This is a genomic window from Pseudosulfitobacter sp. DSM 107133, from assembly GCF_022788695.1.
Classification (GTDB): Bacteria; Pseudomonadota; Alphaproteobacteria; order Rhodobacterales; family Rhodobacteraceae; genus Pseudosulfitobacter.
The window spans coordinates 104,775-129,047 of record NZ_CP085159.1 but is presented as its reverse complement, the minus strand read 5'-3'; the positions used below and the strand labels follow the sequence as shown (position 1 = coordinate 129,047).

Sequence of the window (24,273 nt, the reverse complement as noted above, 5' to 3'; positions counted from 1 at the left end):
GTCCTGCCGCCCACTCTCGGCCTCTGTTGAGGCTCTTAGTCATTCTGACGGTGTACAGCGTGTCTGACGCGTTTTGCCGTCAGAATGGGAATGCCACGATCCAGTGAGTCCGGCAAGAAGAATCTAAATGTAGTGTGAAAGTTATCCACAACACCTATAGGTGTTGTCGTGTAAAAAACTCAGCAAGTCATTGATATAGATATATTAAATGCAGATCTAACCAAATCGAGCCGCTACTCTGTTGAGTTGGCACATTAGCAGCTAACCCCAAGCAACTAATGGCACTTTCTGCCTCCTGCGGAGTTTTCTCCCGGTGAAATTTTTTGGATTCGGGTCAGAAGCTACATCTGATTTTGGCTCGATTCGTACGGCATGAGGCCAAGTCGTTCCGCCCGCTCCAACAGCATTTTCACCGAAGACGGCTGCCATCTTGTTCGGCCACGAGGCGTGCGTTCGCGCATCGCTTCCAGCCGGGTGCAGATCGCCTGAAGCGTGATGTCGGGGTCCGCGCCCTTGATGCCGGCGACGATGGCGGGCAGACGGTCGTCGGTTTCGCGGCGCCCGGCGCGGGCCAGCACCTCGGCCGGCAGGAAGCCGTCGCCGACATAGGCCTTCACAGCGCGCAAGAGACGGCTTTGGGTCCAGCGACGCGCCTCGGGCAAGGGGCCGTTGATGATGCGCACCACGTCTTCCCAGGCCAAGTCGGGTCGCAACCGGCGCACATGGGGCACCCAATCTTGTGCCGTCTCGTTCAGACGCTCCATGTAGCCGTCTTGTCGCGCCAGCCGTACTTTGCGAAGAGCAGCAGGGTCTTTGGCCCGCAGTCCAGGGTTCCCGCCGACCCGGCCCTTGGTACGGGCGCTCGCCAGCCCTGCTTTGGTACGTTCCCGGATCAGCGCCCGCTCGAACTCGGCCGCGGCGCCCAGAACCTGCAGCGTGAACTTGCCTTGCGGGGATCCGGTGTCGATCGGGTCCTGAATGGAACGAAAGAACGCCCCCCTGGCCTCCAACCGTTCGATCACCTCGAGAAGGTGCGACAGAGACCGTGCGAGCCGGTCGATCCGTACGACAACCAGCGTGTCGCCCTTGCTAATGCGCTCCAGCAAGCGGGCAAGCACCGGCCGGGCACGATTGCCGCCTGAGGCGTGCTCTTCGAAGATCTCGACGCATCCCGCAGTTTGCAGGGCCTCAGACTGGGGCAGGGGGGTCTGATCCTCTGTGGATACGCGCGCATAGCCTATCAGGGGCATGAAAATCGGCCGTTTGCAATTTCATATACCGTTATTAAACGACCGTTTGATAGTTTGTTCAGAATTGATCGATCCAACTTGCGTGGTCAATGCGGTTTTCATGGATGTGTTTGGACGCATTCCGATATGTATTCACTGCTCATCCCTGCGACTCGCTTTCTAGTGCAGACATGTTTGCGTAGGTTGGTCTTTTTTCCCTTGAAGCTCCAGTTGCTAGAAGTTCTATCGACGTGTAAAGCGAAGCTATAAAAAACCGACCGCGTAGGAGATAAACCAAATATGTTGACGAGACGCCATTTCATCGCGACCAGCGCAGCTGTGTTCTCTGCGCCGATTTCAAACCCTGTGTTTGCCAGTACATGGCCAACGACATCGCAAAAGGCGGCTTGGGATGCGCAAGTGACACCTGCAAACTTCGATCTCGAGACGTCGAACCCTTGGGGATTGCAACCGCGCTTCCTGCCACGTCGGGTTGAAGCCCGGTCTGGTCTGACACCCGGCGACATTCATGTCGATGCGGTCGCGCGGTATCTTTATCATATCGAGGAAGGCGGCACCGCGATGCGTTACGGCGTGGCGATTGCCCGCGGCAATCTTTACGAGCCGGGGACCTACTCGATCCGCCGAAAGGTGGAATGGCCACACTGGACACCGACCAAATCGATGATCGAGCGCGATCCGTCGCTTGAAAAGTATGCAAATGGCCAGGAACCAGGCCCGCAAAACCCATTGGGATCTCGCGCAATCTATTTGTTCGTCGGGCAGCGTGACACATATCTGAGGATACACGGATCACCGCAATCCAGATCAATTGGTGGGCGCGCCAGCTCCGGATGCGTTCGCATGGTTATGGCGCATATCAATGAGCTTTATCCCCGTGTTGCTATCGGCTCCACCGCATTCCTTTATTCGGCGGAAGACAGTGTCACGGCCCGCAGCTAACCTTCAACTTGACGGTCAGGCCCGTCGAGCCGCCAAAGCTACGCTGCCGGCTTGACGCAGATCGGATTGCCGCCCGATGTCCTGAGCGGCAGGAGCGTGTCCTCGACCGGCCCGGAATGCATGTACCAATAGCAATTGTCTGCCGGCCGCAAGCGTGCGGTCGAGAGATCCTGGTTTGGAGCCGCGAGCGCCACGATTTGCTCCGGGACCGGCGGCAGCGCACCCGAGCCTTGTGAATTCGAGAGGGTTTCCGAGCAGGCTCCGAGCGCCACGCCGAGAAGGATAAAAATTGCGATCCGTGTGTACATAAACTCACTGTCCTGCTGCTTTGAATTCTTAGATGCGTCTTTCTCGCATCCGACGGCATGTGGTGCAACGCAAAGGCAAGATCACAGGCGAATTTCCTGAGGAAAGTGATCGAAACTCAATGGTTTCGACCCAAACCGCCTGCGATCACCCCATTAACCACGCGGCTACATGGAAGACCGAACTTTTCTCTTGAACCTCTAGTTGCTGTAGGGCGTATCACCTCCCTACAATAGCGAATCCGAGGATGATCCATGCCACATGACGGTGCTCAAAACAGCCAAGACCATTCTCCCGTATCTGAGGGCGCGTGCGGCAGTTGTTGCGGAGGACAGGCCATTGAGCCAACCAACGTTCGAGCCTCGGACGGCCGCAGTTTCCATGTCAGCGGCCTGGATTGCGCCGAAGAGGTCTCGATCCTGAACCGGGTCGTCGGACCGGAAGTTGGTGGCACGGAGTATCTTGCGTTTGACGTCATCAATGCGCGGATGACGGTTCTGGATGGCGGGACGAACCCGTCTTCGGACAAGATCCTTCAATTGGTTGCGACCACCGGGATGACGGCCAAACCCTGGGATGCCGAAGATGCCAGCGCGGATCAGGCCGCACATCTGAAAAAACAAAAACTGTTCACGTTGCTTAGTGGCGGATTCTGGGCGGCAGGGTTCATCTACCACGTCATTGAGACTGGGTTCGGCGGCGCCATCGGATTGTTCTCGGGCCATGGTGAAGCGCCGATGCCCATTGCCGAAGCAGGGTTGTTCGCAATAGCGATCCTCTTGGGCGTGTGGCTGGTCGCACCCAAAGCGTGGTCGTCGGCGCGTCGGCTTTCTCCGGACATGAACCTGTTGATGGTGGTCGCCGTGGCCGGGGCCATCGGGCTTGGCGAGTTTTTCGAGGCCGCGACGGTCGCGTTCTTCTTTTCGCTTTCGCTCTATCTTGAGAGTTGGAGCGTGGGGCGCGCGCGCAATGCTGTGTCAGCGCTTCTCGACCTCGCACCACCGACAGCCCGGGTGCTCTATGACGATGGCTCAGAGGCCGACGTTCCCGCCGCGGCTGTAGCTGTCGGTGCGCGGTTCATCGTGCGAGGTGGCGACCGTATTCCGCTCGACGGGGAAGTTGTCGACGGGGCAGGGGCCGTCGATCAGGCCCCCATTACGGGTGAAAGCGCCTTGGTGCCAAAAGAAGCGGGCGATGATGTCTACGCCGGCACCATCAATGGCGAGGGCACTTTAACTGTACGGGCAACAAAAACTGCCTCCGACACGGTCTTGTCCAAAATCATCCGCATGGTAAGCGATGCACATTCACGCCGCGCCGAGGTTGAACAATGGGTGACGAAGTTCGCGCGCATCTACACACCGGTTGTAATGGGGCTGGCCGTTCTAATTGCCTTGGTTCCACCGCTTGTCGCAGGCGGTGACTGGGGCTTTTGGTTCTACAACGCGCTGGTTCTGCTGGTCATCGCCTGCCCTTGTGCCTTGGTGATCTCAACGCCGGTTTCTATTGTCGCTGCCCTTGCGGCCGCAGCGCGCAATGGCGTGTTGATCAAGGGCGGGGCCTATGTTGAAGCGCCGGGTCGCACGACGGCGCTTGCGATGGACAAGACCGGCACGATCACGATGGGAGAACCGGAAGTCGCTGCGGTCTATCCGATTGGCGAGACGTCCGAACGCGACCTGCTTAAGCGCGCCGCCGCGCTTGAAGCAAGATCGTCACACCCGCTGGCCCGCGCGATCCTGAGCCGTGCAGAACAAGACGGCCTCTCCGTTTCCGCAGCCGACAACACACGCACCGTGCCGGGCCGCGGCCTCGAAGGAGACATGGGCGACCAGTCCATTTGGCTGGGGTCAGACCGATTTGCCGAAGAAAAAGGGTTCGGGTCCGCAATTCCATCTGATTTGCGCGACCGCATCGAAGGGGCAGGCAACACACTGGTCGCCGTTGGGGACGCGGCTGGCGTCAGCGGCGTATTGGAATTGCGCGACCGGATCCGGCCTGATGCCAAGGGCATCGTTGCCCGCTTGCACGCACAAGGCGTGAAAAAGATCGTGATGCTCACCGGCGACAACACGGCCACGGCAAAGGCTGTGGCTGCCCAAGTCGGCATCGACGAGGTGCGCGCGGAACTGCTGCCCGAGGACAAGGTCACCGCCATTGAGGAACTGGTGACACAATATGGCACTGTCGCGATGATCGGGGATGGTGTGAATGACGCTCCGGCGATGGCGCGCGCGCATTACGGCATCGCTATGGGAGCCGTGGGATCCGACGCCGCAATTGAAACGGCCGATATCGCGCTGATGACAGACGACATTGGCAAAGTGCCATGGCTTATCGGGCATTCCCGCCGGACCATGGCAATTATTAAGCAGAACATCGGGCTGTCGCTTGCGACCAAGGCTGCATTCGTGGTGGCAACAGCCTTCGGCATGGCCTCGATGTGGGGCGCGATCGCGGCCGATGTTGGCGTTTCCCTTCTCGTTGTCGCCAACGCCTTGCGGTTGCTGCGCGCGCGCGACAACGACGATGAACCGCGTGGTGGCGATGAGGTTGGCGAAGAAATGGCAAAGGCGGCACTGGCGCACGGTCACTAGCAATGTGACTGGCAAGAACCAGTGGGAGCAGGCGGTTTGCAACTGTTAGATTGGATTGAACGTTGGGTGCAGACTATTGCCCCTCGGTCAATGGTGCCCTGACCGACCAAAGCGGCAAATGGTCCCGCCGTAGCTAGAGTTCGGTCTGTCTGGAACTACCGACCTTATCGTACCCTGAACCGGCAAGGGCAAAAAAACCGCCAAATCCTCAAGGGTTTTGCCGGGGTTTTGTCCAGACTAAGCAATTGACCTGGCATGGGGTGGGTTAGGGCAGAGCAGCAAAAAAGGTCGCTTATGTCCCGCGATAATTGTCACAAGCATCAACACCTTCTGCGACCACATCGAGAAGGACGTCCACATCATTCAAGAGAGCTGTAATGCGCGGACTGCTTATACGGTAGCGGATAAAACGTCCGTCGCGGTCGCTGGCGACAAGCCCACAATCCAGAAGGCACCTGAGATGGTTGGAGACGTTTGGCTGCAATAACTTCGTGCACGTCACAATCTCATGAACGGCCAACGGCGCTTCGCGCAAGGCGTCGAGGATCGCGAGGCGGCTTGGGTCCGCAAAACCGCGAAACAGCTTCGCTCTTCTCTCAATAGCGGTTGTCCCACTATTGCAGCAGGCGACAATTTGGTCCATATCACTACTCACTGATATATTATTTCTTTTCCCACTTTAGCAGGAGAACTGCGATCATGGCCAACGCAGAAAGCGCGATAGCAGATATCCCATCCTTCCGTTACCGCGTTTCCGGTATGGATTGCGCCAAGGATGCCGCCCAGATCGAGCGGGCGGCGCAATCTGCAGGTATCGCGCCTGACGCCGTGAAAGTGTCTACTGCAACGCACATAATGACTTTGACAGCTCCCGAAGCGCGCTTGCCGGAAATTGAAAAAGCCGTCGAGACAACAGGGTATGGGTTTGACCGCATCGAGAGCGACGAAGATATTCAGCAAGGTGCGGCCCATCAGGACCCTGGCTATCGCCGCGCGCTCTGGATCGTTGTGATCCTGAATGTTGGTTATGGCGTTCTTGAAATGATCGGCGGGTTCATTGCCGGGTCACAGGCCGTGAAGGCCGACGCGTTGGATTTCATCGGCGACGGCGCAATCACCTTCCTCGGCCTGTTGGCCATCGGCTGGAGCCTCGCTTGGCGAGCGCGGTCGGCCCTGATCCAGGGCATCTTCCTCGGCCTGCTTGGTCTTGGAGTCTTTGGCACGACCATCATAAGGGCATTCGAGCCGACAACCCCAGACGCCACTTTGATGGGGATTCTGGGCCTGATTGCTCTTGTGATAAATGTCATCTCCGTGCTGCCGTTGCTGCGGTACCGCAAGGGCGACGCGAACATGCGCGCTGTCTGGCTGTTCTCGCGCAACGACGCCATCGGCAACGCCGCAGTCGTTATCGCCGCCGGGCTGGTGGTTTGGCTAGGCAGCGCATGGCCCGATCTCATCGTAGCCGTCGGGATCGCCGGACTGTTCCTGCACTCGTCATGGGCGATCATCCGCGACGCGCGGGCCGATCTGAAGGCGGTGGCATGAACAGCCGCGTTCTCGGTGGGCTTTGCGCCATCGCCGCGTTTGGTGTTGATCAGGGCACCAAGGCTCTTGCCCTGAACTCCCCGGCGCTTGAGAACGGGGTCGAGGTTCTGCCCTTTCTCAACCTCGTGCGGGTTTTGAACGATGGGGTCAGCTTCGGTATGCTCGGCGGGGTCGTACCCTGGTGGGGTCTGGTCGCACTTGCTGCCGTGGTCGTGGCATGGCTGCTGATCTGGCTGTGGAAGGCTCCGGACAGGCTGACAGGTGCGGCGCTCGGTCTGATCATCGGAGGCGCGCTTGGCAATATCCTTGACCGTCTGCGCTATCAGGCCGTCCCTGACTTTCTCGACTTCCATTACGGGTCATACCACTGGCCGTCCTTCAACTTGGCTGACGTGGCGATCTTTTGTGGGGCAGCATTGCTGTTCTGGGACAGCTTTCGCACCTCGAAAGTCAGGCCGGAAAATCGGGAACAAGACAATCGCAAGGGAGATGTCACGGGGGGATAACAGCTAACAGGCAAAGAACTTTGGGAGGGAATTCGGCTTGAGATTTTTGGATTGGATTGACCGTGGCATTCGCGGCATCGGCGTCGTGACTGCGTGGCTGACAGTTGTTTCGATTGCTGCTTATGGCGCGCTTCAGATGCTGGATCGCAAGCTACAACTTGGCGTGTCAAGCTATTTGCCCGACCTGTCCACGTCACTGCTGTTCATCCTGATTTTCTTGACCTTTGGGTATACCTATCTGCGCGACGGTCACGTGCGCGTTGATGTTCTTCGCAGACATTGGTCCGCCCGCCGCATTGCGTGGATCGAACTGATTGGCGGCCTTTTTGTCCTTCTGCCGCTCGCCGCCATCCTGACCTACTACGGATGGGACGGTTTGATGCGCACCACGAAATTCGCGGAAACCCAGTTGTGGGCACAACGCATTGCCGGGGTCATCGGCCCGATCTTGCTGGCTCTTGCCGGGATGATTGTAGCCCTTCGCAACATCGCCTTTCTGACAGGGAGACGTGCGCAAGGTGCACCGGAACAAACAAGCGGCCTGCACAATGGTGAATGAGGTCTTCACGGTTGCCATGCTTGTCGTGATGGCCATCGGGGTCTTCAGCGGCTTTCCGGTGGCTCTGGTGCTCGCGGGGACAGGCTTCTTGGGGTTTGTCGCTGCGGTTTGGGTGGGGATCACTGATTTTCAGCATCTGGGGCTGATCTACCTGCGGGCCCGTGGTGTACTGACCAATGAATCAGTCCAATTCACCAGCGTTCCAATGTTGATTTTTCTTGGCCTGATCTTGAATGCCAGCGGGATTGCCGAAACCATGTTTCGCTTGCTGGGGCGTCTTCTGACAGGCGTTCCCGGTCGCTACGCCATTGCGACTTTGCTGATCGGCCTCGTTCTTGCGCCCGCCGCCGGGGTGATCGGTGCTTCCGTCATAACTGTGGCGTTGGTGGCCTATGCCCCGATGATGGCGTCGGGCTACGCACCGCGAACCGCAGGAGGCGCTGTCGCAGCTTCTGGAGCATTGGGTGTCGTGTTCCCGCCAGCCGTGATGCTGTTCTTCATCTCGAACGTGTTCTATCTGCGCATCGGATTGATGTATGTGGCCCTCATCGTACCTGTGCTTCTGATGGTCATGGCCTTCGCGGTCTACTTTGCGGTCACCTTGAGAAAAACGGTCGAAATCCCGCTGGACACACCCAAGACCAATCTTGTGTCAGACCTCTTGTTTGTACTCGCGTCTGTCGCGGTCATCGCATCCATTCCGCTCAGCATCATTCTGGGCTTTGCGACACTAACAGAGGCGGCTGGAGTAGGGGTTTTTGGCGCGCTATTGGTCGCGCTGGCGCGAAAGCGCTTGTCTTTCTCATCGTTGAACTCTGTCACGGTGCAGACAAGCACGATGACGTCGATGGTCTTCTTCATCGTATTGGGCGCATCGGTATTCTCGCTCAGTTTCCACCTGGTCGGTGGACCGGACGTCATCTTCGAGTGGATATCCGCATTCGATCTCACCCGGTGGGAACTGTTGGCGATCCTCCTTGGCGTGATCATCATACTTGGGTTTGTTTTTGACTGGATCGAGGTGCTGCTGGTCTTTGTACCCGTACTGATGCCGATTATTTCAGAGCTCGACTTCGCAGATCACGTCGGCTCTGCCTACTTTGCGCAGATCTGGATCGCTGGCCTGATTGCGTTGGCCTTGCAAACGTCCTTCCTGACGCCTCCTTTCGGCTATGCCCTGTTTTTTGCTAAGATGGCGGCACCGAAGGGTATCAACCTATCCGATATCTATCGCGGAGCGGTACCTCTTGTTGCCATTGAGATTGTATTGATCGTGGCGCTGATCTCGTTTCCTCAGCTTATCACTTGGCTGCCTGAGATGGCCCTTGGGACCGCAGATATGCCGCAGCTGATACAGCGGTGACAGATGTTGCATACTTTGGGTATCGGCTGTGATTGATCCTATTGGGAGCGAAATTGCTTGAACCTCTAGTTGCTAGAGGTTGTAACATGTGTGTTGAGCTGTGGAGGAGCTAGACTTGCGATAGCAATCTCGCCTGTTTCAAAGATCTTCTGATCGTGTCCTAGAGAGAGTGACAAGAGAAGTAGAGCGTCTCCTGCGTTGCAAGAAGAGCATCGACGCAAGGAGATCAGCGGCAGTATTTTTGGTCGAGCAGAGTGCTCGGCCGGACAAGGTTTGGCCGGTACATGAAGAGCGATAAGCAAATCGAAGTGTTCGCGGGCGTCGCCAGTTGTCAGAGGCAAGCGCGATGGAACAAGTGGTTGTACTTGCCGATTGCCTTGGCGTTGTCTGTCGGCAGCCTTTTTTCTGGAAGCCTTGCCCTTATTGCCATCGCATTGCTCTACGCTTCGGACGTGGTCGAGTTGTTGATGAGTTCAGCGGCGACTAGGCTGACACGACGTCAGAAAGAGGACCGCGTTGTTCTAGGATATGGGCGATTGGAAATTGCGACAGAGTTGGCGAATTGTGTTGCTGTGGTACTGCTATCCGCTTCGGTCATTTACCACGGCGTTATGCGCCTAAATTCCCCTCATCTGGCGCAAGGCTGGATCATAGTGGTGCTCGTCTCTGTCTTGATAGGGATTGAGTTACTGGTGTTCTCGAAACCGGCACCAACATCGTGGCGCCGACGTAAAATCGGCACATCACCGCCCCTATGGTCAGACCGTTTAGCGTTCTTGCTACCAGTTCTCGCTGGCGGCGTAGCTATTTTGTTGCTTGGTTCCGGGCGAACTGACACGATTATTGCAGTTTTATTGTCCGGCGCGCTTCTTTGGTTCGCCCTCCGCGGTATTGGGGAGGCGCTTAGATCGTCGCTGCTTGGAGCGCCATCAAACCTGGATGCGGCAGATGTTGTGCAACAAATAATTTCCGTAGAAGGGGTGCAAGATATTCATCATCTACACTTCTGGCGGCTCCCGGAACAGAGACTGGCCATCGACGCTCATGTCGTTGTCACAGTACCGAATTGGCCTAAAGCCGAAGCCATCAGGGATCACATCGAAGCAATTCTAATCCATAAGTTCGGAGTAGAACACAGCACCCTCGAGATGGAAACGCCGGACAGGGAGCTGGATTCTTGCCATGTTTACGGCACTTGAGCTTGTTGACATTCATCCAGGGAGTATCCGAAACTCTGTGTATGAGGCTTAGCCCATGCGGTTGAAACAGGTCATCGGTTGAACCGTTCAGGGTAGAGAATAGCGAACTGGTTTCGGGCAGCAACCCATTCCCTGACACACCGTCCGGTGTTCTCGAATTTTCGGATTGCCAAATAGATCAGCTTGGTTGCGGCATCATCTGTTGGAAAGCTGCCACGTGTTTTCGTGGTTTTCCGGATCACCCGGTTCAGACTTTCTATGGCGTTGGTGGTGTAGATGATTTTGCGCACCGCGGGCGGGAAGGCAAAGAACGGGATGACCTCCTGCCATGCGCGCCGCCAGCTTGGCGCGATTGAGGGGTATTTTGTACCCCATTCAGCTTCGAAATCATCCAAGGCTTTGGCGGCTTCCTCGTCGTCCACCGCCTGATAAACCCGACGCAGGTCTTTGGCCACGGCCTTGCGGTCTTTCCAGCCGCAGAAGTTCAGGGAGTGGCGCACAAGGTGCACGATGCAGGTTTGCACAGTCGTATCGGGGAAGGCTGCGTTGATGGCGTCAGGGAAGCCCTTAAGGCCATCGACGACGGCGATCAGGATGTCTTCGACGCCCCGATTGCGCAGGTTGTTCATGATCGACAGCCAGAATTTGGCCCCCTCGTTGGCCGCGATCCACAGGCCCAGAACCTCGCGTTCACCCTCCGCGGTGACCCCCAAGGCCACGTAGACGGCCTTGTTTTTAACCTGGCGACTTTCAGCGTCGCGGATTTTGACCCTGAGAGCGTCGAGAAAAACGATAGGATAAACTGGTTCCAAGGCACGGTTTTGCCAATCTGAAACCTCCTCCAGAACCGCATCGGTGACGCGACTGACCAGGTCGGCGGAAACCTTCAGGCCATAAACCTCTTCAAGGTGGGCGCGGATATCGCGGGTCGACAAACCTGCAGCATAAAGCCCGATGATCTTGTCATCCATCCCGTCGATCCGGGTTTGGCCCTTCTGGATCAGCTCAGGTTCGAAACTGCCTTCCCGGTCTCGTGGGATGTCAATCGGCACCGCACCGTCGTTGCCCTTCAGCACTTTGCGCGTCGCCCCATTACGCCGGTTGGCCTGCTGGCTGGCAGGCTCACCATGTGGCTCATAGCCCAGATGCTCGGTCAGTTCCGCGCCCAACATCCGTTCCATCAGCCGGACCTTCAGTTCCTTCATCAGGCCTTTGTCGCCGAGTAAATCCTCAGGTCGTTCAACGCCGCTGAGCAGCTCGTCCAGTAGTTCCTTGGAAATTGTCATTGCAGTCATGCTCCTTCGTTGGTGAAGCATGGGCCATATTACTCATACACAGAAGGTCGGACACTCTCTTCATGCACGCCCGCAGCAGTTGGAAAGTCTTTCGCTCGCTGGCAACGGTTGATCCAAAATCAACTTTTTAATATTCTTGCCTTAATCAATTAGTCCGAAAAAGGGGCATCGAGCAGTGATGATTGACAGACTTCCGAGACGTTTCTTTCTCTTGGGTGGCGTGGCGGCCTTTCTCTCGGGATGCGCCAGCAAGTTTCGCTCGTACAACGGTCCAGAAGTGACGCGCGTGCGCCTCTACAAGTCGCAAAGACTGCTGGTGCTTGATGGCACGGAGGGCGTTTTGCGCACCTATCCGGTTGGCTTGGGGTTCGCGCCGGAAGGACACAAGCAATTCGAGGGCGATGGACGCACGCCTGAAGGTGCGTACACCATCGACCGTCGCAATCCGAACAGCCTGTTTCATCTGTCTGTCGGAATTTCCTATCCGAACGAGGAGGATATCGCCTTTGCTGAAGCGCAGGGCAAATCTCCTGGCGGTGATATCTTCATCCATGGCGGTCCCCGAAAGGGCATCGACCCGATGAACAAGCGGGACTGGACGGCTGGATGCATCTCGGTCACCGATCGGCAGGTCGAAGATGTCTATGCAATGGTGCGCGATGGGACACCTATCGAGATTTATGCCTAGCAGCTTCTGAGACTCACTGAAGCTCAACCGGATCAGGCAAACCGGCGGCGCAGCGCAACATTGATCCCTTCAATGGCGATCACCATGATGACCACTGCAATCGTCACGCTTGCGGCCTTGTCGTATTGGAACGAGCGCACATAGGTCTGAATGTAGAACCCGATTCCACCTGCCCCGACAATGCCAAGGATCAGAGACTCGCGCAGGTTCAGCTCGAACCGAAAGATCGTGTCCCGCGCTACAACAGGGGCCATTTGCGGCCAGATCGCATGGCGTAAACGCAGCAACGGCCCGGCTCCGGCACTTTCCAAAGCGGAAATCGGAGCGCGGGACACACCATCGATCGCTTCGGCGTAGAATTTGGCCAGCATGCCTGTCGCGTGGAGCGCCACCGCGATGATGCCGGGCAATGGCCCCAGCCCAACCGCGCCCACCATCAGCATTGCCACCAGGATCAGCGGGATCGCGCGAATAAATGCCAGAACAGTGCGGATCGGCCGGTGCACCGTTGCCGACACCATCGTCTCGGAGGCGAGGATGCCAAGCGGAACGGAAAGGATCACCGCACCGACAGTACCGAGGATCGCGATCCGCAGCGTCTCGGCGCTCCCCTTCCAGATCTCATCCATAACGGTCGGATCCGGCGGGAACATGCGGCCAAGGAAATCCGCAATGCGAGGGCCTGCAGACAGCAGTCGGGACAGTTCGACATCGGTGGTGATCAGCGACCACAGCACCACACCGGCAACCAACATCCCGGCCCAGAACCCGCCCAGATTGCGCGACCGCATCAGCTTACGACCTTGAGCCGTGCGCCGGATGCCGGGTCGGTGTCGTCATAGAGCGCCGCCGTCGCGTCATCCGTCAGATCGTGCGTCGCGACATCAAAGACGATCCGCCCGTTGCGCATTCCGATGATACGGTCGGCAAAACGCCGTGCCAGTTCCGGTTGATGCGACGAGAACACAGTCGTTGCCCCACGTGCCTGGGCGGCGCTGGTGAGAAGTGTCAGGATGTCCGCTGCTCTGGACGGATCAAGGTTGCTGACCGGCTCGTCCGCGAAGATCAGCTTAGGCTCTTGTGCGAGACAACGGGCAATTGCCACCCGCTGGCGCTGGCCGCCACTGAGCGAGTCCACGCGCCGGTCTGCGAGGTCCGCGATGCCGCAGTCGGAGAGTGCCGATCGGGCTATGTCCATGTCGGACTTCGACACGTTGCCAAGCAACGCGCGCCAGCCGGGCATCCGGCCCAGCCTGCCGTTCAAGACGTTGCGCATCACTGTCGATCGTTCGACAAGCGCAAACTCCTGAAAGATGAAACCTGTTTCAGCGCGCTTTTCCAAGGGCAGCGCACGGTTGGGTTCGAATGGTACACCAAGGACAGAGACCCGCCCTTGCCAATCGCGCAACCGTCCATCCAGCAACGTCAAAAGCGTGGTCTTGCCTGCTCCGGAAGGACCAAGAAGGGCAACGCACTCCCCGGCGGCTATGTGCAGGGACACCTGATCGATGGCGCGCTGCTCAGCACCGTGATGGCCGAAGCTCAGATCGTCGATGTGAATGGCGTTCTGCATCATAGTAATCCGAAGCGCTGCGCCATAGTCCGCACACCGTCGAACACCGAAGGGTCGGCTTCGACATAGCCATCCGGGCCGTAGAGATAGCGGAGTTTGTCGCGGTGTTCTGGCATGTTGAGCTTCATCATCGCGGCAACGAAGTTCTCGCGAAGCTCCGCGTCCAGTTCGGGACGTGCGATGACGACATGGCTTGGAATGGCATCGCTTTCCGCGATCCAAGTAACCTGAGATTGCTGCTCGGGGGTGAGAAGAAGGTCGGCGTATTGGCTGGCCCCGGCTGCATCGACCAGGCCCTCCGCCATCGCCTGCATTGCCTGTTGGTAGCCACCGGCAAAGAAAATGCGGCCAAAGAAGTCCTCTGCCGCATCCGGGCTGGATACCAGGCCTGCGCGCTCAAACTCGGCCAGGGGGTACATGTATCCCGATTCCGAAATCGGGTCGGCAAAGGCGATGTCGCGACCTTCCAGATCGGCCAGCATCTTGAAGCCGCTGTCACGGCGCACAAAGACGCGGCCCGTATAACTGGGCGTATCGCGGTAGACCTCTGACAAGAGCGGGATGGCACCGATTTCCCTTTCGGCCAGAACGAAGGGTAGGGCACCCATAAAGGAAATATCGGCATCGCCGTTGCGCAATGCTTCGACGGCCGCCGCGTGGTCGATGGTAACGAACCCTTCGACTGGCACACCGATTTCAGACGAAAGCCAGGCGGTGATCGCCTTGATATCGCCCAGAAGCTTGTCGGGGTTCTCCTGCGGTATAAAGGCCAGGCGCAACGGGCCAGACTGCGCCAGAGCAGGCATCGGCTGCGAGACAAGACCGGCCGCTGCGAGAATAAGAAGGTGACGGCGATTCAAGCGAGGCATCATCAAAACGCCTTTTCTTCTATGGCGGCGGCATCCGTCTTGAACAGACTCCAACTCGTTTCCGCGGCCGCCCAGTTCTCTGCCCGAACGGCTGCGCCGACCTCTGCCAAGCGCTCGGCCAGTGCGTAGACCTCGGGCCGCGACGAAAGATTGGCCATCGTGCCTGCATCGGCCGCAAGATCGGCCGCAACCGTGTCGGTCAGGACCAGGATGTGCTGCGCATCGCGTTTCGGTAGAAGCGTGTCGAGCGTCGAGGCAAAGGTCGTGAGTTCGGCGAAGGCCAGACGGAAGGGCGTGTTCGCGGTATCGAAAGCCTCGTATGGCTCATCGGCTGCGCCAACCGTTTCCAGATAGGCGGTCAGGTCCGACCGCTCGGCATCGGTCAGGCCAAGGTTCTTTGTCTCGTCGAACCAATCCACAACACTTGCCAGCGTCGGCAGGGGACCGTCGTGGAAATACGGCGCTGTGTAGAGCGTACCGAGCAAGGTGGGCGTGTCGAGGGCACCTGCATGTGACCCTTCGTAAGCCGCAGCCACCGATCCGATGTCGTGCGATTTGCGATCAAGAAAGTTGCCGGATGGCGTATGGCAGCTGGCACAGGATTGGTTGCCCATTCCGACGAAGGGGCGGTTGAATACCTCTTCGCCACGCCGCGCAGCATCCGGCGCGGCCTCCGTCAACTGGCCGTCGCCGGTGACCAGGGAATTGGGCAGGAAATCGAACTCGGTCATGTAGGCCACGAGTGCGTCCAGCATGAAGGGTGTGGGTTCTTCGCCAGCGAATTCATTGACGATCACGTTGCGGGAGAAATCCCGCAGCGACGCGAAACGACCGTCTCGCCCGTAAGGTCCGGTAAAGCGCAGCCCGCGCAGGCTTGGGATATCGATCGGATCATCGCGGCGGTCGTTGAACATCGGGTTGAAGAAAGCGCCATCCACGTCGACTGCTCCGGGCTGGTGACTGGCACCGGGAATGAAAAATCGCTGATTGATGTCCGAGCGATTGTGACAAGTCGAACAGGCTATGCCCAGATCGCGGGCCGGTCCGCCGAATATCTCTGCACTGTCAAACAGCATGTCACCGTAGACGATGAGGGGCAGGTCGGTTTCGTCGATCCCCTGCTCCTCGAAATTGAGCACGAGAAGTGGTAGAGGGTCCTGATCGAAGATGTCTGAGCCGGGGGGCAGAGCGGCGGGCAATTCAACCGGCTGTCCGGTTCGGGCAATCGCCTCGGGCACGGCAGTCAGCGTCTGGCGCAGGGCAGGATCCGCGACGAGGTAATTTTCGGCCAGATAGGCTGAAATTTCCGCGCGCGCGGCAGTCATTTCCTCAACATTCCTATCCTTGGCGCCAGCGCCGAGCACGCCGGCCGAGCCTGTGGCATTGTTGAGTTCCAGCCACGCCCGACCCAGTGTCCGGGCCGCATCAGGGTCTGCGGCTTTGATATGGTCGGCAAACGCGCGGTAAAGCTCCTTGGCAGTGGCCACTGCCTGTTGCGATACCGCCGGGTTATCGGCAGCAATGGCTGCATCCAGCTCTTCTTCAATTCTCAGCGCGATGAGGCGGGTGGCTGCCACATGAACGGCATGCCGATCCTGCCTGCCAATCGCGTCGGACAGATCACCGACATCAATGGCGCTTTCTCGGTCCAGCCAGTCAAGGGCTCCGAGACGATACTCCGATCCGCGATAGGGCTCGGTCCAGGCTTGTTCCACTTTGTCCCACGGGACCGGCGCGAGATTGCCCAGAAACAGCGTCAGGCGATAGGCGGCCGCTTCGGGCAGCCAGGGGGCTTCCTTGGCGGGTGTTGCCAAAGAGGGACCAGCCAACACCGAAGCGGTGACAATCGCGTAGAGGATCACGCGCAGGACGTGATGGATCACAGGCGGCTCCATTCAAAAAGTTAGACGTGTCTAACTTATCTACCCAAAGCCAACTTGTTGTCAATCCATCAACCATCGGGCAAAGTCGTCATATGTCGTCCGGCGCATCACAGACGCGTGAAGATTTCACGCCTGATTCCCGCGATCCCGAAGCCCAGGCCGACGGATTCGCCAACGTGCGCAATGCGCATGAAAGCGAGATGGCGGAAGATTATGTGGAGCTGATCGCGGAGTTGATTGAAGCCCATGGGGAGGCGCGACCGGTCGATATCGCAGAGCGGCTGGGGGTCAAAGCACCGACGGTGACCAAGAACATCTCGCGCCTGAAGCAAGCAGGGCTGGTGCGCCGTGAAAAATACCGCTCGATTTTCCTGACCGAAAGAGGCCAGGCCCTCGCTGAGGCCTGCCGCAGGCGCCACAGGATCGTGGTCGCATTTCTGCAAAGCCTCGGGATTGACGAAGTAACGGCCGAGCGTGATGCCGAAGGCATCGAACACCATGTCAGCGAGGCAACGTTGATAGCTTTCGAAAACCATATCAAGGGATCCGATTGATCCTGGTCCAAAAATGGGCTGAGCCGTCGACCATTGGTGTTCAGTAAAGTTGCAGGACGGGTATCGCCATCACGAGAACCATAGCGAGCATCGAAGGGGACTCGATCGCTCGAACCGGACAGCCGGTTGAATTACCCACAACGCCGCCCAACAACCAGACTATCCAAGAATCCGGGCGATCATGATCGTGGCAAACAATCCGATCAAACAAAACAGAATGGCAGAACTCGCAGCATGTTGAGCGATGTCAAGTCGATTGCCTTTACGTTTTTTTGCAAGGTATGCGCCCCAGAACGCCCCGATTAATGTCATAATGATTACAATCACGTCAGACCCCTTTCCGAGTGGCCAATAACTTCTTTGCGATAGCAGGCAGGCCTACACCCAGAAACCAACATGTCAAAACCAGCGACAAAAGCGTCCAGTCACCGAAGCGGGCATAGAGTGTCCTTGGCAGGGCCGGGGGCAGAGGCACGTCTAGGACTCCAGTCTGCTCAAGGTCAAGGCTGGCCAACACGCGGCCTCTGGCATCAATGACTGCGGAAATGCCGGTGTTTGCGGCGCGAAGCACTGGCAAGCCTTCTTCGACAGCGCGCATCCGTGCCGCCGCCAAATGCTGTTCCGGTCCGATTGATGTTCCAAACCATGCATCGTTTGTGGCATTGAATATCCAGTCCGGACGAATGGCATCATCGACCACATGACCCGGAAAAATGATCTCGTAGCATATCGCAACGCCAACAAAAGGTATTCTAGGCAAGGCTAAGGTGCGTGGCCCTGGGCCCGGTGTAAAATCCCCAAGACTTTCGGTCAGACGCTCAAACGGTAGCCATTTTCGAAAAGGAACATACTCGCCGAAAGGAACCAGTTTGTGTTTCGCATAGCCACCAAGGCTGCGCCCCTTTGTGTCATATGCCTGGACGGTATTGAAGTAGAGGGTGTTGGCGCCCGACGCGACCCGGTCTGGCACACCGGTCATGAGGATGCTTGATTGGGGGAGCGCGCGCATGATCCTCTGACGATCTGCTTCAACCTCGTCCAGAAACCCCGGATAGGCCGTTTCAGGCCACAATACGATGTCAGGAACGTCACCCTGGCTCGACAGGTCAATGTACCGTGATACGGTTTCTTCTCGCAGTTCCGGACGCCACTTGTCTTGCTGCGGCACGTTTCCCTGAACAATCCGAACAGTGATGTTTGTCGGCTCTTCTATGCCAAGCCAGAGACGGGTTTGCCCTGCACCCCAAAGGCTTGCGGCAAACCCAAGCGCCAAGACCAGGCCCCACGGACGTCTACTATTGCGACTGGCAATCAGATGGGTTGGCAGAACAACCAGAAAAACAAAGAGAAAGCCGAGACCGTAACTGCCAATCCACGCCGCCGGTTGCCGCAGCGGCTCATATTCGACGAGCGCATAACTTGACAGGTTCCAGGGGAATCCCGTCAGGACATGCCCGCGCAACCATTCGGCGGCGGTCCAGCATGTTGCAAAGAGCAGAGGGCTGGCCAGACCTTCAGACAATCGCGACCGCGCCAACACTGCAAACGCGAAAGAGGCCAGTGCGGGAAAGAACGCAAGCAGCGCGCTTAACCCGGCGACCGCAGGAATGGCAAGCAGACCAAAGCGGTCCGCATCCACAAAAAAGCTCTCCGCGATCCAGAAGATCCCAGCGGCGAAATACCCCAGACCAAACGTCCAACCAGTGACCGCAGCGCGAAAAGAGCGAAGCCCTCGCAAAATAAGAAACAAGGCTCCGTAGGTCGCCGGAGCAAGTATGAGAAAGGAGAAGGGTGGAAGAGTCAGGACAGTAAGCGCACCGAGGCAAACACCTATCCCGGCGTGAACCAGCAGAGGTGCACGCGCGACTTGCCGGTTATCGTCTTTCTCTCCGACAGTTACTGTCATTGCTCGGGTTGGGTTCTTTTCAACCCAGGCCAGGCCAGCAGCAGGGCGACACCGCAAAAAATAGCGGTGTCTGCGAGGTTGAAGGCTGGCCAATGCAGATCCCAAACATAAAAGTCCAGAAAATCGGTGACGGAGCCTACTCTGATCCGATCAATAACATTCCCCAAGGCTCCGCCAATGATCAGGCCATGGGCCACGGCCTCGCCCTCTTCTTTCGTTCTGAACATCAGGACTACGAGCCATAGGCATACAACCGTTGCCAGTAATACTAGCCCCCACCATGGCGCACCATTTAACAGACCAAAAGTCACGCCATCATTGCGATGGTAGACTAGATTGAAACCAGGAAAGACGGAAACACCGGAGCTCAGTGTAGAAGCGTTTGCGACGACAGCCATTTTACTCGCCTGATCCACGACGACAGCACTGAGTGTGCTCACCAGCCCGAGAGTTATCGTGTGTTTCATGCTCTGGCCTTCACGCTGCCCAGGGACCGCAAAGTGACGCGGGAATGGGCGTCTTTGAATTGAATAGTGCGAGCCCTCAATCGCCGGGATAGCTGGCAAACACTTCCGTCGTTCCATCGTTGTTGATGAGAAACACGTCATAAGCTTCGCGCCAGCGGCTCTGGTCCATGCCGGGGGAGCCAAGCGGCATCCCTGGCACCGCGAGGCCGACAGCGTCCGGTCTCTCGCTGAGCAACCTGCGAATATCATCTGCGGGCACATGGCCCTCGATCACGTACCCATCGATGAGACCCGTGTGACAGGACACCATACGTTGCGGAACGCCATTGTCGAGTTTGAAGCGGACGAGAAGCCCGGCGAACATATCTTCGTCGGTGGGTGCAAAACCGTATTCTTCGAGGTGCTCCATCCACGCAAGGCAGCAACCGCAGCCATTTGTCTTATTAACCTCAATCGGCGTGGTTTCAGCGAGCGCCTGGGTGGCGAGCCCGAGGAAGAAGGCAATTGCGAGCGATAGTTGTCTCATGTTCTAGAGCCTTTCTGATGTCGCGGTGGCGACGTCGGTGTCCAGCAATCCTGAAAACTGCGCTCGGCTGTCTTCAAGGCGCGACACAATGTCTGAATTGGTTCCTTCTGCGCTTGCCACTTCGGCAAGCCGTTCTTCTGACATCGGATCTGTCGGACGGCCATCTACGCGCACTTCATAATGCAGGTTTGGACCGGTCGCCGTGCCTGTGGCGCCAACGCGGCCGATCATGTCGCCTGCGGCAACCCGGTCCCCGATGGAGAGACCTTCAGGCGTAGAACTCAAATGCGCATAGCGGGTCATGGTGTCGGAACCATGCGCGATCTCGACCACGCGCCCATAGCCGCCGCGCCGCCCAATAAACGAGATGCGGCCCGGTGCCGTTGCGTAGACTGGCGTCCCTTGGGGCGCCGCAAAATCAACCCCGGTGTGCATGCGCACATCCCCAAAAACCGGGTGCCTGCGATTGCCGTATACCGAACTCAGCCGCGCGCCCTTCACGGGTTGTGCAAACACCCGTAGCAATTCCCCATCAACAAAAATCGTCGCGTTTCCGGATTTGTCGTCAGGCCACACGATTTCATAGAGGGTTTCATCTATGGCCAGCGCGGCGAAAGACAGGCGAGGCTGTCTGATAACCTGGTCGCCGAGCGTGTCCTCGCGCCACATCAACTGTAGCCGCTCGCCGCCTTTCAGATCACGTCGGAAATCGACAGTCCCGCCCAACATCTCAGCCAAGTCTACGGCAAATTGCGCCGGAATATCTGCCGATGCAAGGGTTGCAAAGATCGAGGTTCCCACCGTCGTGTCCGCCGCACGCAGAACCAGGTCGGGCTCAGGCACGATCTTCCGTATGGCAATCTCATCTGCAAACACGGCTTCGATTTGCACGCCTGCGTCGACGGACAATACCACCCGTCTGAGCGACCCCGAAAGCGACGTTTCAACCTCAATCCCATATCCCGGTTTGAGCTTGCGCAGGTCATATTCCGCGGCCAGCGCCAGCGCCACCTCGGCGCGATCGGGTGCAGAGAGGCCTGCTTTGGATAGCAAGGCGTCCAGGGTTTCACCTGAGGACAAACTGCCCGACCACATCTCCATTGGAGGTTTGGTCTCTGGCAAAGCCACATCAAGGACTGGACGCGATGGCGGTTCTGGTGCCCAAGCGACTGTGTCCGATCTAACAACCGTTAGCTCGAAGGGCATCAGCGGTTGAGTTCGCATTGCCGGGCTCTGCAACGGCGCGGGCTGCCAATCAGACACCGCAACAAGCGCTTCCGGGACAGGTGCCATTTTCCAATTGGTCGGGAGCCCCATTATCAACGCGACAGCAACGCCTGCCGCTGCGACGCCGACGGCAAGGTATCTCAATTTCATGACGTTTCTTCTTCTGCTCTTGCGAGAACACGGCGGATCTTCGGCGCTGCGAATTCTCGCGGTTCATGGTAATCGATGATGCTCGCAAACTGTCCCTCAGCATCGAAGAGAAAAACGCTCGCCGTGTGGTTCATCGTATAGTCGCCGTCTGTCGCGACCTTCTCATAGCTCGCACGGAAACCTTCAGCAGCGCGTGCTGTCTCTTCCAGCGTCCCACTCCAGCCTTGGATCGCTGGGTGAAAATAGCTGACATACTCTGCCATGGCGTCCACGGTGTCGCGCTCCGGATCGACCGTGATGAACACGACATTCATCTCCGCGACGGCTTCCCCAAGATCGTCAAGCCAGCCAGAGATATCCGACAATGTGGTGGGGCAAACATCGGGGCAGTATGTAAAGCCAAAAAACACCATGGATGGATTGCCCAGAAGCGACGCAGGTCCGACAGTTTCACCGCCTTGATCAGTCATCTGGAATTCCATCTGGGTAAGCGGCAAAGGTCGCTGAGCCACCGGTTCAGGCGCGCCGGGACCGTCCACACGCCACCAGCCGATGAACAGCGCGAGCGCAAGCGCGACGGTGACTGCGGCACCATAGGTGAAGAGGTTGCGTCGGCTCATCACCCCTCAGGCCCACGCGCCGCAATACCAAGAATAGGAACATCAACGGTCAGCGTCCCGCCATCGGCAAAGTTCAGTCTCAGCGGAAAGGTCTCGCCTTCCACCATCTTGGTTTGCAATCGCATCAGCATGGCATGCATGCCACCTGGCTCAAGCGCGACACTTTCGCCCGCTGGGATGGTGATTTCACCGACTGGGCCCATGGAACTGACGCCATTTGCGTCGGTCTTGGTCTCATGAATGTCAGGCATCATGGCGAGCGGCGTTTCCAGCTCCACCAGTGTCACTGGATCGGTCCCCGTATTGCGCAGTGTCATGTAGGCCGCACCTGGACGGTTGATGCCGATGGACGCGCGGGCCCATGCGTCTTCAACGACAATATCCTCAGAGCCAGCGAAAGAGGTGGTCGGTAATCCGACAAACACACTGAATGCAAGTGCGATGGCTGCAACGGTTGATTTCAAAGGTTTGCTCCTAAAATCAGTCTTCTGATCACGACCCGGCCGCCGCGACTTCGGCCGCAACCAAGGCGCGCAGCTCGTCGGCTCCGAACGGGTCAAGCGGTTTGCCATTCACATAGAACGTTGGTGTCTGACGCACGCCCATTGTCTCCACATCCGCACGATCCTGATTAAGGATTGCGAGCGTCTGGGGCGCTTTCATCTGGTTTTTTGCGACTTCTACGTTCAGACCGGCCTGCTCTGCAATGCCAAGGATCAATCCGGGCGCTGGTTCACCGTGGGATGCCCATCGTGGCTGAAATTCGAGGATCGCTTCTTTGACCGGAATATATACGTCCTGCATGCGCGCGGCTTCCATCACCCTGATCGCTTCTTCGGAAGCGGCGCCATGAAATGGCGTGTATCGCAGAACGACGCGAACCTGATCGCCGTGCTCCGCCATGATCTCCTTGATCACTGGGTAGAATGCCCGACAGGCTTCGCACGCAGGGTCGAAGAACTCTACGATTGTCACGGGCGCGTCTTTCGGTCCCATGATGGGGGAGTAGGGACGCATCAATGCTTCTGCGACCTCGGGCTGGACCGGTTCGACCTGAGCGACCGGGGCGGGGCGGGACTGATACCAAACGGCGGCGGCAAAGACTGCAAGGCCGACAAGTAAGACCGATAGAACTAGAGATTTGTTTTTCACGCGCGCGGCTCCTTCAGAGAGAAAAATGACAAGAACCCGATAAACGCAAAGGCAATCAGCGCCAACAGCGGGATAGGGATTCCAAGAAACAGCTGATTGTCGCCGGTGCAGGACGGGCCAGTCGCCGTGCAGGGTTGGATCGGCTCGGGCAGAACTCCAGTATAGAGACCAAGATGCCAAAGCGCGATGGCAGCGCCACCGAGGGCAAGCGCAACGCCGTAGCGACCGACCCGATGATCCTCGAACCACAGACCAAGGCCCAGAAGGACGGCCAGAGGGAACATAAACGCACGCTGAAACCAGCACAGATTGCACGGAGCCTGCCCCAGAACCTCACCGATATAGAGCACGGCCAAGGAACTCCCCAAAGCGACGATCCACGCGGCGGTCAAAGCCGTCTCTTTTGACATCACCCGGCTCATATCGACATCCGCGCCTTCAGATCGGCAAGGATCTCCTCTGCCGGCGTGCCATATGTCCAGGCACCGACATATCCGCCTTGCGGATCAAAGAGAAACAGCTGAGACGAATGCCCCATCGTGTATCCGTCGGGCGAAGCGGCTTCCTCAATCTTTTCGTAGTAGATGCGAAATGTCTTGGACGTTCTCTCAATTTGATCAGCGGTGCCTGTCAGTCCGATGATGTTTGCGTCAAAATATGGGATAAACTCAGCAAGCGCTTGCGGCGTGTCGCGTTCTGGATCAATCGAGATAAAAAGCGGCTGGACTTGTGTCGCATCGGAGCCGAGCCCGTCCATCACAGCGGCTACCTCCGCCAGAGTTGTGGGGCACACGTCGGGGCAATTCGCAAAGCCAAAGAAAACGAGCATCCAGCGCCCTGCGAGATATTCGTCTGTTTGGACCATCCCATTATGATCGGTCAGTTCGAAATCCGCCCGGAACGCGGGCTCATAAGCGCGCTGTTCGACTCTGGTAGAAACTTGCAGCCAGACGAACCCCACGATCGCGATCGCAGCGAGTCCCCAAAGCACTTTTTGTAACGCAGATAATCTCATTGGTCGTTTTGCGCCCGATTCCGCCCATTTTTCGTGAATTCTAAATGTTCTAGCTGCTAGAGGTTCAAGCTGTTTCTT

At 57.8% G+C, this 24,273-nt stretch carries 27 protein-coding genes; 9 read left to right on the top strand and 18 right to left on the bottom strand.

Annotated features, from left to right (window positions below; all coding sequences use genetic code 11):
* Nucleotides 1-341 precede the first annotated feature (341 nt).
* Complete coding sequence (locus DSM107133_RS23295) at nucleotides 342-1,250, bottom strand: recombinase family protein (protein WP_009807966.1); 909 nt, start codon at nucleotides 1,248-1,250, stop codon at nucleotides 342-344.
* Between the two features lie 279 nt (nucleotides 1,251-1,529).
* Here DSM107133_RS23295 and DSM107133_RS23290 point away from each other — a divergent pair, with 279 nt between their 5' ends.
* Nucleotides 1,530-2,192 carry a L,D-transpeptidase gene (locus tag DSM107133_RS23290; protein ID WP_037207721.1) on the top strand — a complete coding sequence of 221 codons (663 nt, stop codon included), beginning with the start codon at nucleotides 1,530-1,532 and terminating at the stop codon, nucleotides 2,190-2,192.
* A 38-nt stretch (nucleotides 2,193-2,230) separates the two neighbouring features.
* Here the strand turns inward: DSM107133_RS23290 and DSM107133_RS23285 are convergent, their stop codons facing one another.
* Complete coding sequence (locus tag DSM107133_RS23285; RefSeq protein WP_072629716.1) at nucleotides 2,231-2,500, bottom strand: hypothetical protein; 270 nt, start codon at nucleotides 2,498-2,500, stop codon at nucleotides 2,231-2,233.
* Nucleotides 2,501-2,752: 252 nt separating this feature from the next.
* Here DSM107133_RS23285 and DSM107133_RS23280 point away from each other — a divergent pair, with 252 nt between their 5' ends.
* A complete protein-coding gene (locus DSM107133_RS23280) occupies nucleotides 2,753-5,095 on the top strand; it encodes a cation-translocating P-type ATPase (RefSeq protein WP_072629715.1) in 2,343 nt (780 codons plus the stop codon).
* A 292-nt stretch (nucleotides 5,096-5,387) separates the two neighbouring features.
* On the opposite strand, the gene DSM107133_RS23275 is transcribed toward DSM107133_RS23280, so the two are convergent.
* Nucleotides 5,388-5,738: a metalloregulator ArsR/SmtB family transcription factor gene (locus DSM107133_RS23275; protein WP_058314138.1), complete on the bottom strand. Its 351-nt coding sequence runs from the start codon at nucleotides 5,736-5,738 to the stop codon at nucleotides 5,388-5,390.
* Between the two features lie 56 nt (nucleotides 5,739-5,794).
* On the opposite strand from DSM107133_RS23275, the gene DSM107133_RS23270 reads away from it, so the two are divergent.
* The 5 genes from DSM107133_RS23270 to DSM107133_RS23250 all read left to right on the top strand — a co-directional run bounded on the left by DSM107133_RS23270 (nucleotide 5,795) and on the right by DSM107133_RS23250 (nucleotide 10,270).
* Nucleotides 5,795-6,643: a cation transporter gene (locus tag DSM107133_RS23270; protein ID WP_072629714.1), complete on the top strand. Its 849-nt coding sequence runs from the start codon at nucleotides 5,795-5,797 to the stop codon at nucleotides 6,641-6,643.
* Complete coding sequence (lspA, locus tag DSM107133_RS23265) at nucleotides 6,640-7,149, top strand: signal peptidase II (protein WP_058314162.1); 510 nt, start codon at nucleotides 6,640-6,642, stop codon at nucleotides 7,147-7,149. The genes DSM107133_RS23270 and lspA (DSM107133_RS23265) overlap by 4 nt, the downstream gene beginning before the upstream one ends.
* 85 nt (nucleotides 7,150-7,234) lie before the next feature.
* On the top strand, nucleotides 7,235-7,708 hold the full coding sequence (locus DSM107133_RS23260) for a TRAP transporter small permease subunit (protein ID WP_240310589.1): 474 nt from the start codon (nucleotides 7,235-7,237) through the stop codon (nucleotides 7,706-7,708).
* The gene (locus DSM107133_RS23255; protein WP_240310590.1) at nucleotides 7,659-9,071 is read left to right on the top strand and encodes a TRAP transporter large permease subunit; all 1,413 of its coding nucleotides are present in this window, start codon (nucleotides 7,659-7,661) and stop codon (nucleotides 9,069-9,071) included. Before DSM107133_RS23260 ends, DSM107133_RS23255 begins: the two co-directional genes overlap by 50 nt.
* A gap of 284 nt (nucleotides 9,072-9,355) precedes the next feature.
* Nucleotides 9,356-10,270: a cation diffusion facilitator family transporter gene (locus DSM107133_RS23250; protein ID WP_072629712.1), complete on the top strand. Its 915-nt coding sequence runs from the start codon at nucleotides 9,356-9,358 to the stop codon at nucleotides 10,268-10,270.
* Nucleotides 10,271-10,341: 71 nt separating this feature from the next.
* Here DSM107133_RS23250 and DSM107133_RS23245 read toward each other — a convergent pair whose 3' ends face one another.
* Nucleotides 10,342-11,556 carry an IS256 family transposase gene (locus DSM107133_RS23245; protein WP_072629711.1) on the bottom strand — a complete coding sequence of 405 codons (1,215 nt, stop codon included), beginning with the start codon at nucleotides 11,554-11,556 and terminating at the stop codon, nucleotides 10,342-10,344.
* 184 nt (nucleotides 11,557-11,740) lie between these two features.
* Here DSM107133_RS23245 and DSM107133_RS23240 point away from each other — a divergent pair, with 184 nt between their 5' ends.
* On the top strand, nucleotides 11,741-12,253 hold the full coding sequence (locus DSM107133_RS23240) for a L,D-transpeptidase family protein (RefSeq protein ID WP_111445351.1): 513 nt from the start codon (nucleotides 11,741-11,743) through the stop codon (nucleotides 12,251-12,253).
* A gap of 32 nt (nucleotides 12,254-12,285) precedes the next feature.
* On the opposite strand, the gene phnE is transcribed toward DSM107133_RS23240, so the two are convergent.
* The 4 genes from phnE to DSM107133_RS23220 are packed head-to-tail and all read right to left on the bottom strand — an operon-like array spanning nucleotide 12,286 to nucleotide 16,578.
* Nucleotides 12,286-13,044, bottom strand: a complete 759-nt coding sequence (gene phnE / locus DSM107133_RS23235; protein ID WP_037207702.1) for a phosphonate ABC transporter, permease protein PhnE — start codon at nucleotides 13,042-13,044, stop codon at nucleotides 12,286-12,288.
* Nucleotides 13,044-13,829: an ATP-binding cassette domain-containing protein gene (locus DSM107133_RS23230; protein ID WP_240310634.1), complete on the bottom strand. Its 786-nt coding sequence runs from the start codon at nucleotides 13,827-13,829 to the stop codon at nucleotides 13,044-13,046. The genes phnE and DSM107133_RS23230 overlap by 1 nt, the downstream gene beginning before the upstream one ends.
* Nucleotides 13,826-14,749, bottom strand: a complete 924-nt coding sequence (locus DSM107133_RS23225; protein WP_243253642.1) for a phosphate/phosphite/phosphonate ABC transporter substrate-binding protein — start codon at nucleotides 14,747-14,749, stop codon at nucleotides 13,826-13,828. The genes DSM107133_RS23230 and DSM107133_RS23225 overlap by 4 nt, the downstream gene beginning before the upstream one ends.
* On the bottom strand, nucleotides 14,698-16,578 hold the full coding sequence (locus tag DSM107133_RS23220; RefSeq protein WP_240310633.1) for a cytochrome c peroxidase: 1,881 nt from the start codon (nucleotides 16,576-16,578) through the stop codon (nucleotides 14,698-14,700). The genes DSM107133_RS23225 and DSM107133_RS23220 overlap by 52 nt, the downstream gene beginning before the upstream one ends.
* A gap of 92 nt (nucleotides 16,579-16,670) precedes the next feature.
* Between DSM107133_RS23220 and mntR the strand changes: the two genes are divergently transcribed.
* Nucleotides 16,671-17,132, top strand: a complete 462-nt coding sequence (gene mntR / locus DSM107133_RS23215) for a manganese-binding transcriptional regulator MntR (RefSeq protein ID WP_072629840.1) — start codon at nucleotides 16,671-16,673, stop codon at nucleotides 17,130-17,132.
* Nucleotides 17,133-17,291: 159 nt separating this feature from the next.
* Here mntR and DSM107133_RS23210 read toward each other — a convergent pair whose 3' ends face one another.
* The 10 genes from DSM107133_RS23210 to DSM107133_RS23165 all read right to left on the bottom strand — a co-directional run bounded on the left by DSM107133_RS23210 (nucleotide 17,292) and on the right by DSM107133_RS23165 (nucleotide 24,195).
* A complete protein-coding gene (locus DSM107133_RS23210; protein WP_170124819.1) occupies nucleotides 17,292-17,459 on the bottom strand; it encodes a hypothetical protein in 168 nt (55 codons plus the stop codon).
* 1 nt (nucleotide 17,460) lies between these two features.
* A complete protein-coding gene (lnt, locus tag DSM107133_RS23205) occupies nucleotides 17,461-19,038 on the bottom strand; it encodes an apolipoprotein N-acyltransferase (RefSeq protein WP_072629839.1) in 1,578 nt (525 codons plus the stop codon).
* Nucleotides 19,035-19,505 carry a signal peptidase II gene (lspA, locus tag DSM107133_RS23200; RefSeq protein WP_072629838.1) on the bottom strand — a complete coding sequence of 157 codons (471 nt, stop codon included), beginning with the start codon at nucleotides 19,503-19,505 and terminating at the stop codon, nucleotides 19,035-19,037. The genes lnt and lspA (DSM107133_RS23200) overlap by 4 nt, the downstream gene beginning before the upstream one ends.
* Before the next feature lie 76 nt (nucleotides 19,506-19,581).
* A complete protein-coding gene (locus tag DSM107133_RS23195; protein WP_072629837.1) occupies nucleotides 19,582-20,031 on the bottom strand; it encodes a DUF411 domain-containing protein in 450 nt (149 codons plus the stop codon).
* Between the two features lie 3 nt (nucleotides 20,032-20,034).
* Complete coding sequence (locus DSM107133_RS23190) at nucleotides 20,035-21,408, bottom strand: M23 family metallopeptidase (RefSeq protein WP_072629836.1); 1,374 nt, start codon at nucleotides 21,406-21,408, stop codon at nucleotides 20,035-20,037.
* Nucleotides 21,405-22,028 (bottom strand): SCO family protein, encoded by a 624-nt coding sequence (locus DSM107133_RS23185; protein ID WP_072629835.1) that lies wholly within the window; start codon nucleotides 22,026-22,028, stop codon nucleotides 21,405-21,407. Before DSM107133_RS23185 ends, DSM107133_RS23190 begins: the two co-directional genes overlap by 4 nt.
* Nucleotides 22,028-22,471, bottom strand: a complete 444-nt coding sequence (locus DSM107133_RS23180) for a copper chaperone PCu(A)C (RefSeq protein ID WP_072629855.1) — start codon at nucleotides 22,469-22,471, stop codon at nucleotides 22,028-22,030. The genes DSM107133_RS23185 and DSM107133_RS23180 overlap by 1 nt, the downstream gene beginning before the upstream one ends.
* A 49-nt stretch (nucleotides 22,472-22,520) precedes the next feature.
* Nucleotides 22,521-23,180: a thioredoxin domain-containing protein gene (locus DSM107133_RS23175; RefSeq protein ID WP_072629834.1), complete on the bottom strand. Its 660-nt coding sequence runs from the start codon at nucleotides 23,178-23,180 to the stop codon at nucleotides 22,521-22,523.
* Nucleotides 23,177-23,602, bottom strand: coding sequence for a disulfide bond formation protein B (locus DSM107133_RS23170; protein WP_072629833.1), 426 nt, complete (start codon nucleotides 23,600-23,602; stop codon nucleotides 23,177-23,179). The genes DSM107133_RS23175 and DSM107133_RS23170 overlap by 4 nt, the downstream gene beginning before the upstream one ends.
* A complete protein-coding gene (locus DSM107133_RS23165) occupies nucleotides 23,599-24,195 on the bottom strand; it encodes an SCO family protein (RefSeq protein WP_072629832.1) in 597 nt (198 codons plus the stop codon). The genes DSM107133_RS23170 and DSM107133_RS23165 overlap by 4 nt, the downstream gene beginning before the upstream one ends.
* Nucleotides 24,196-24,273 lie beyond the last annotated feature (78 nt).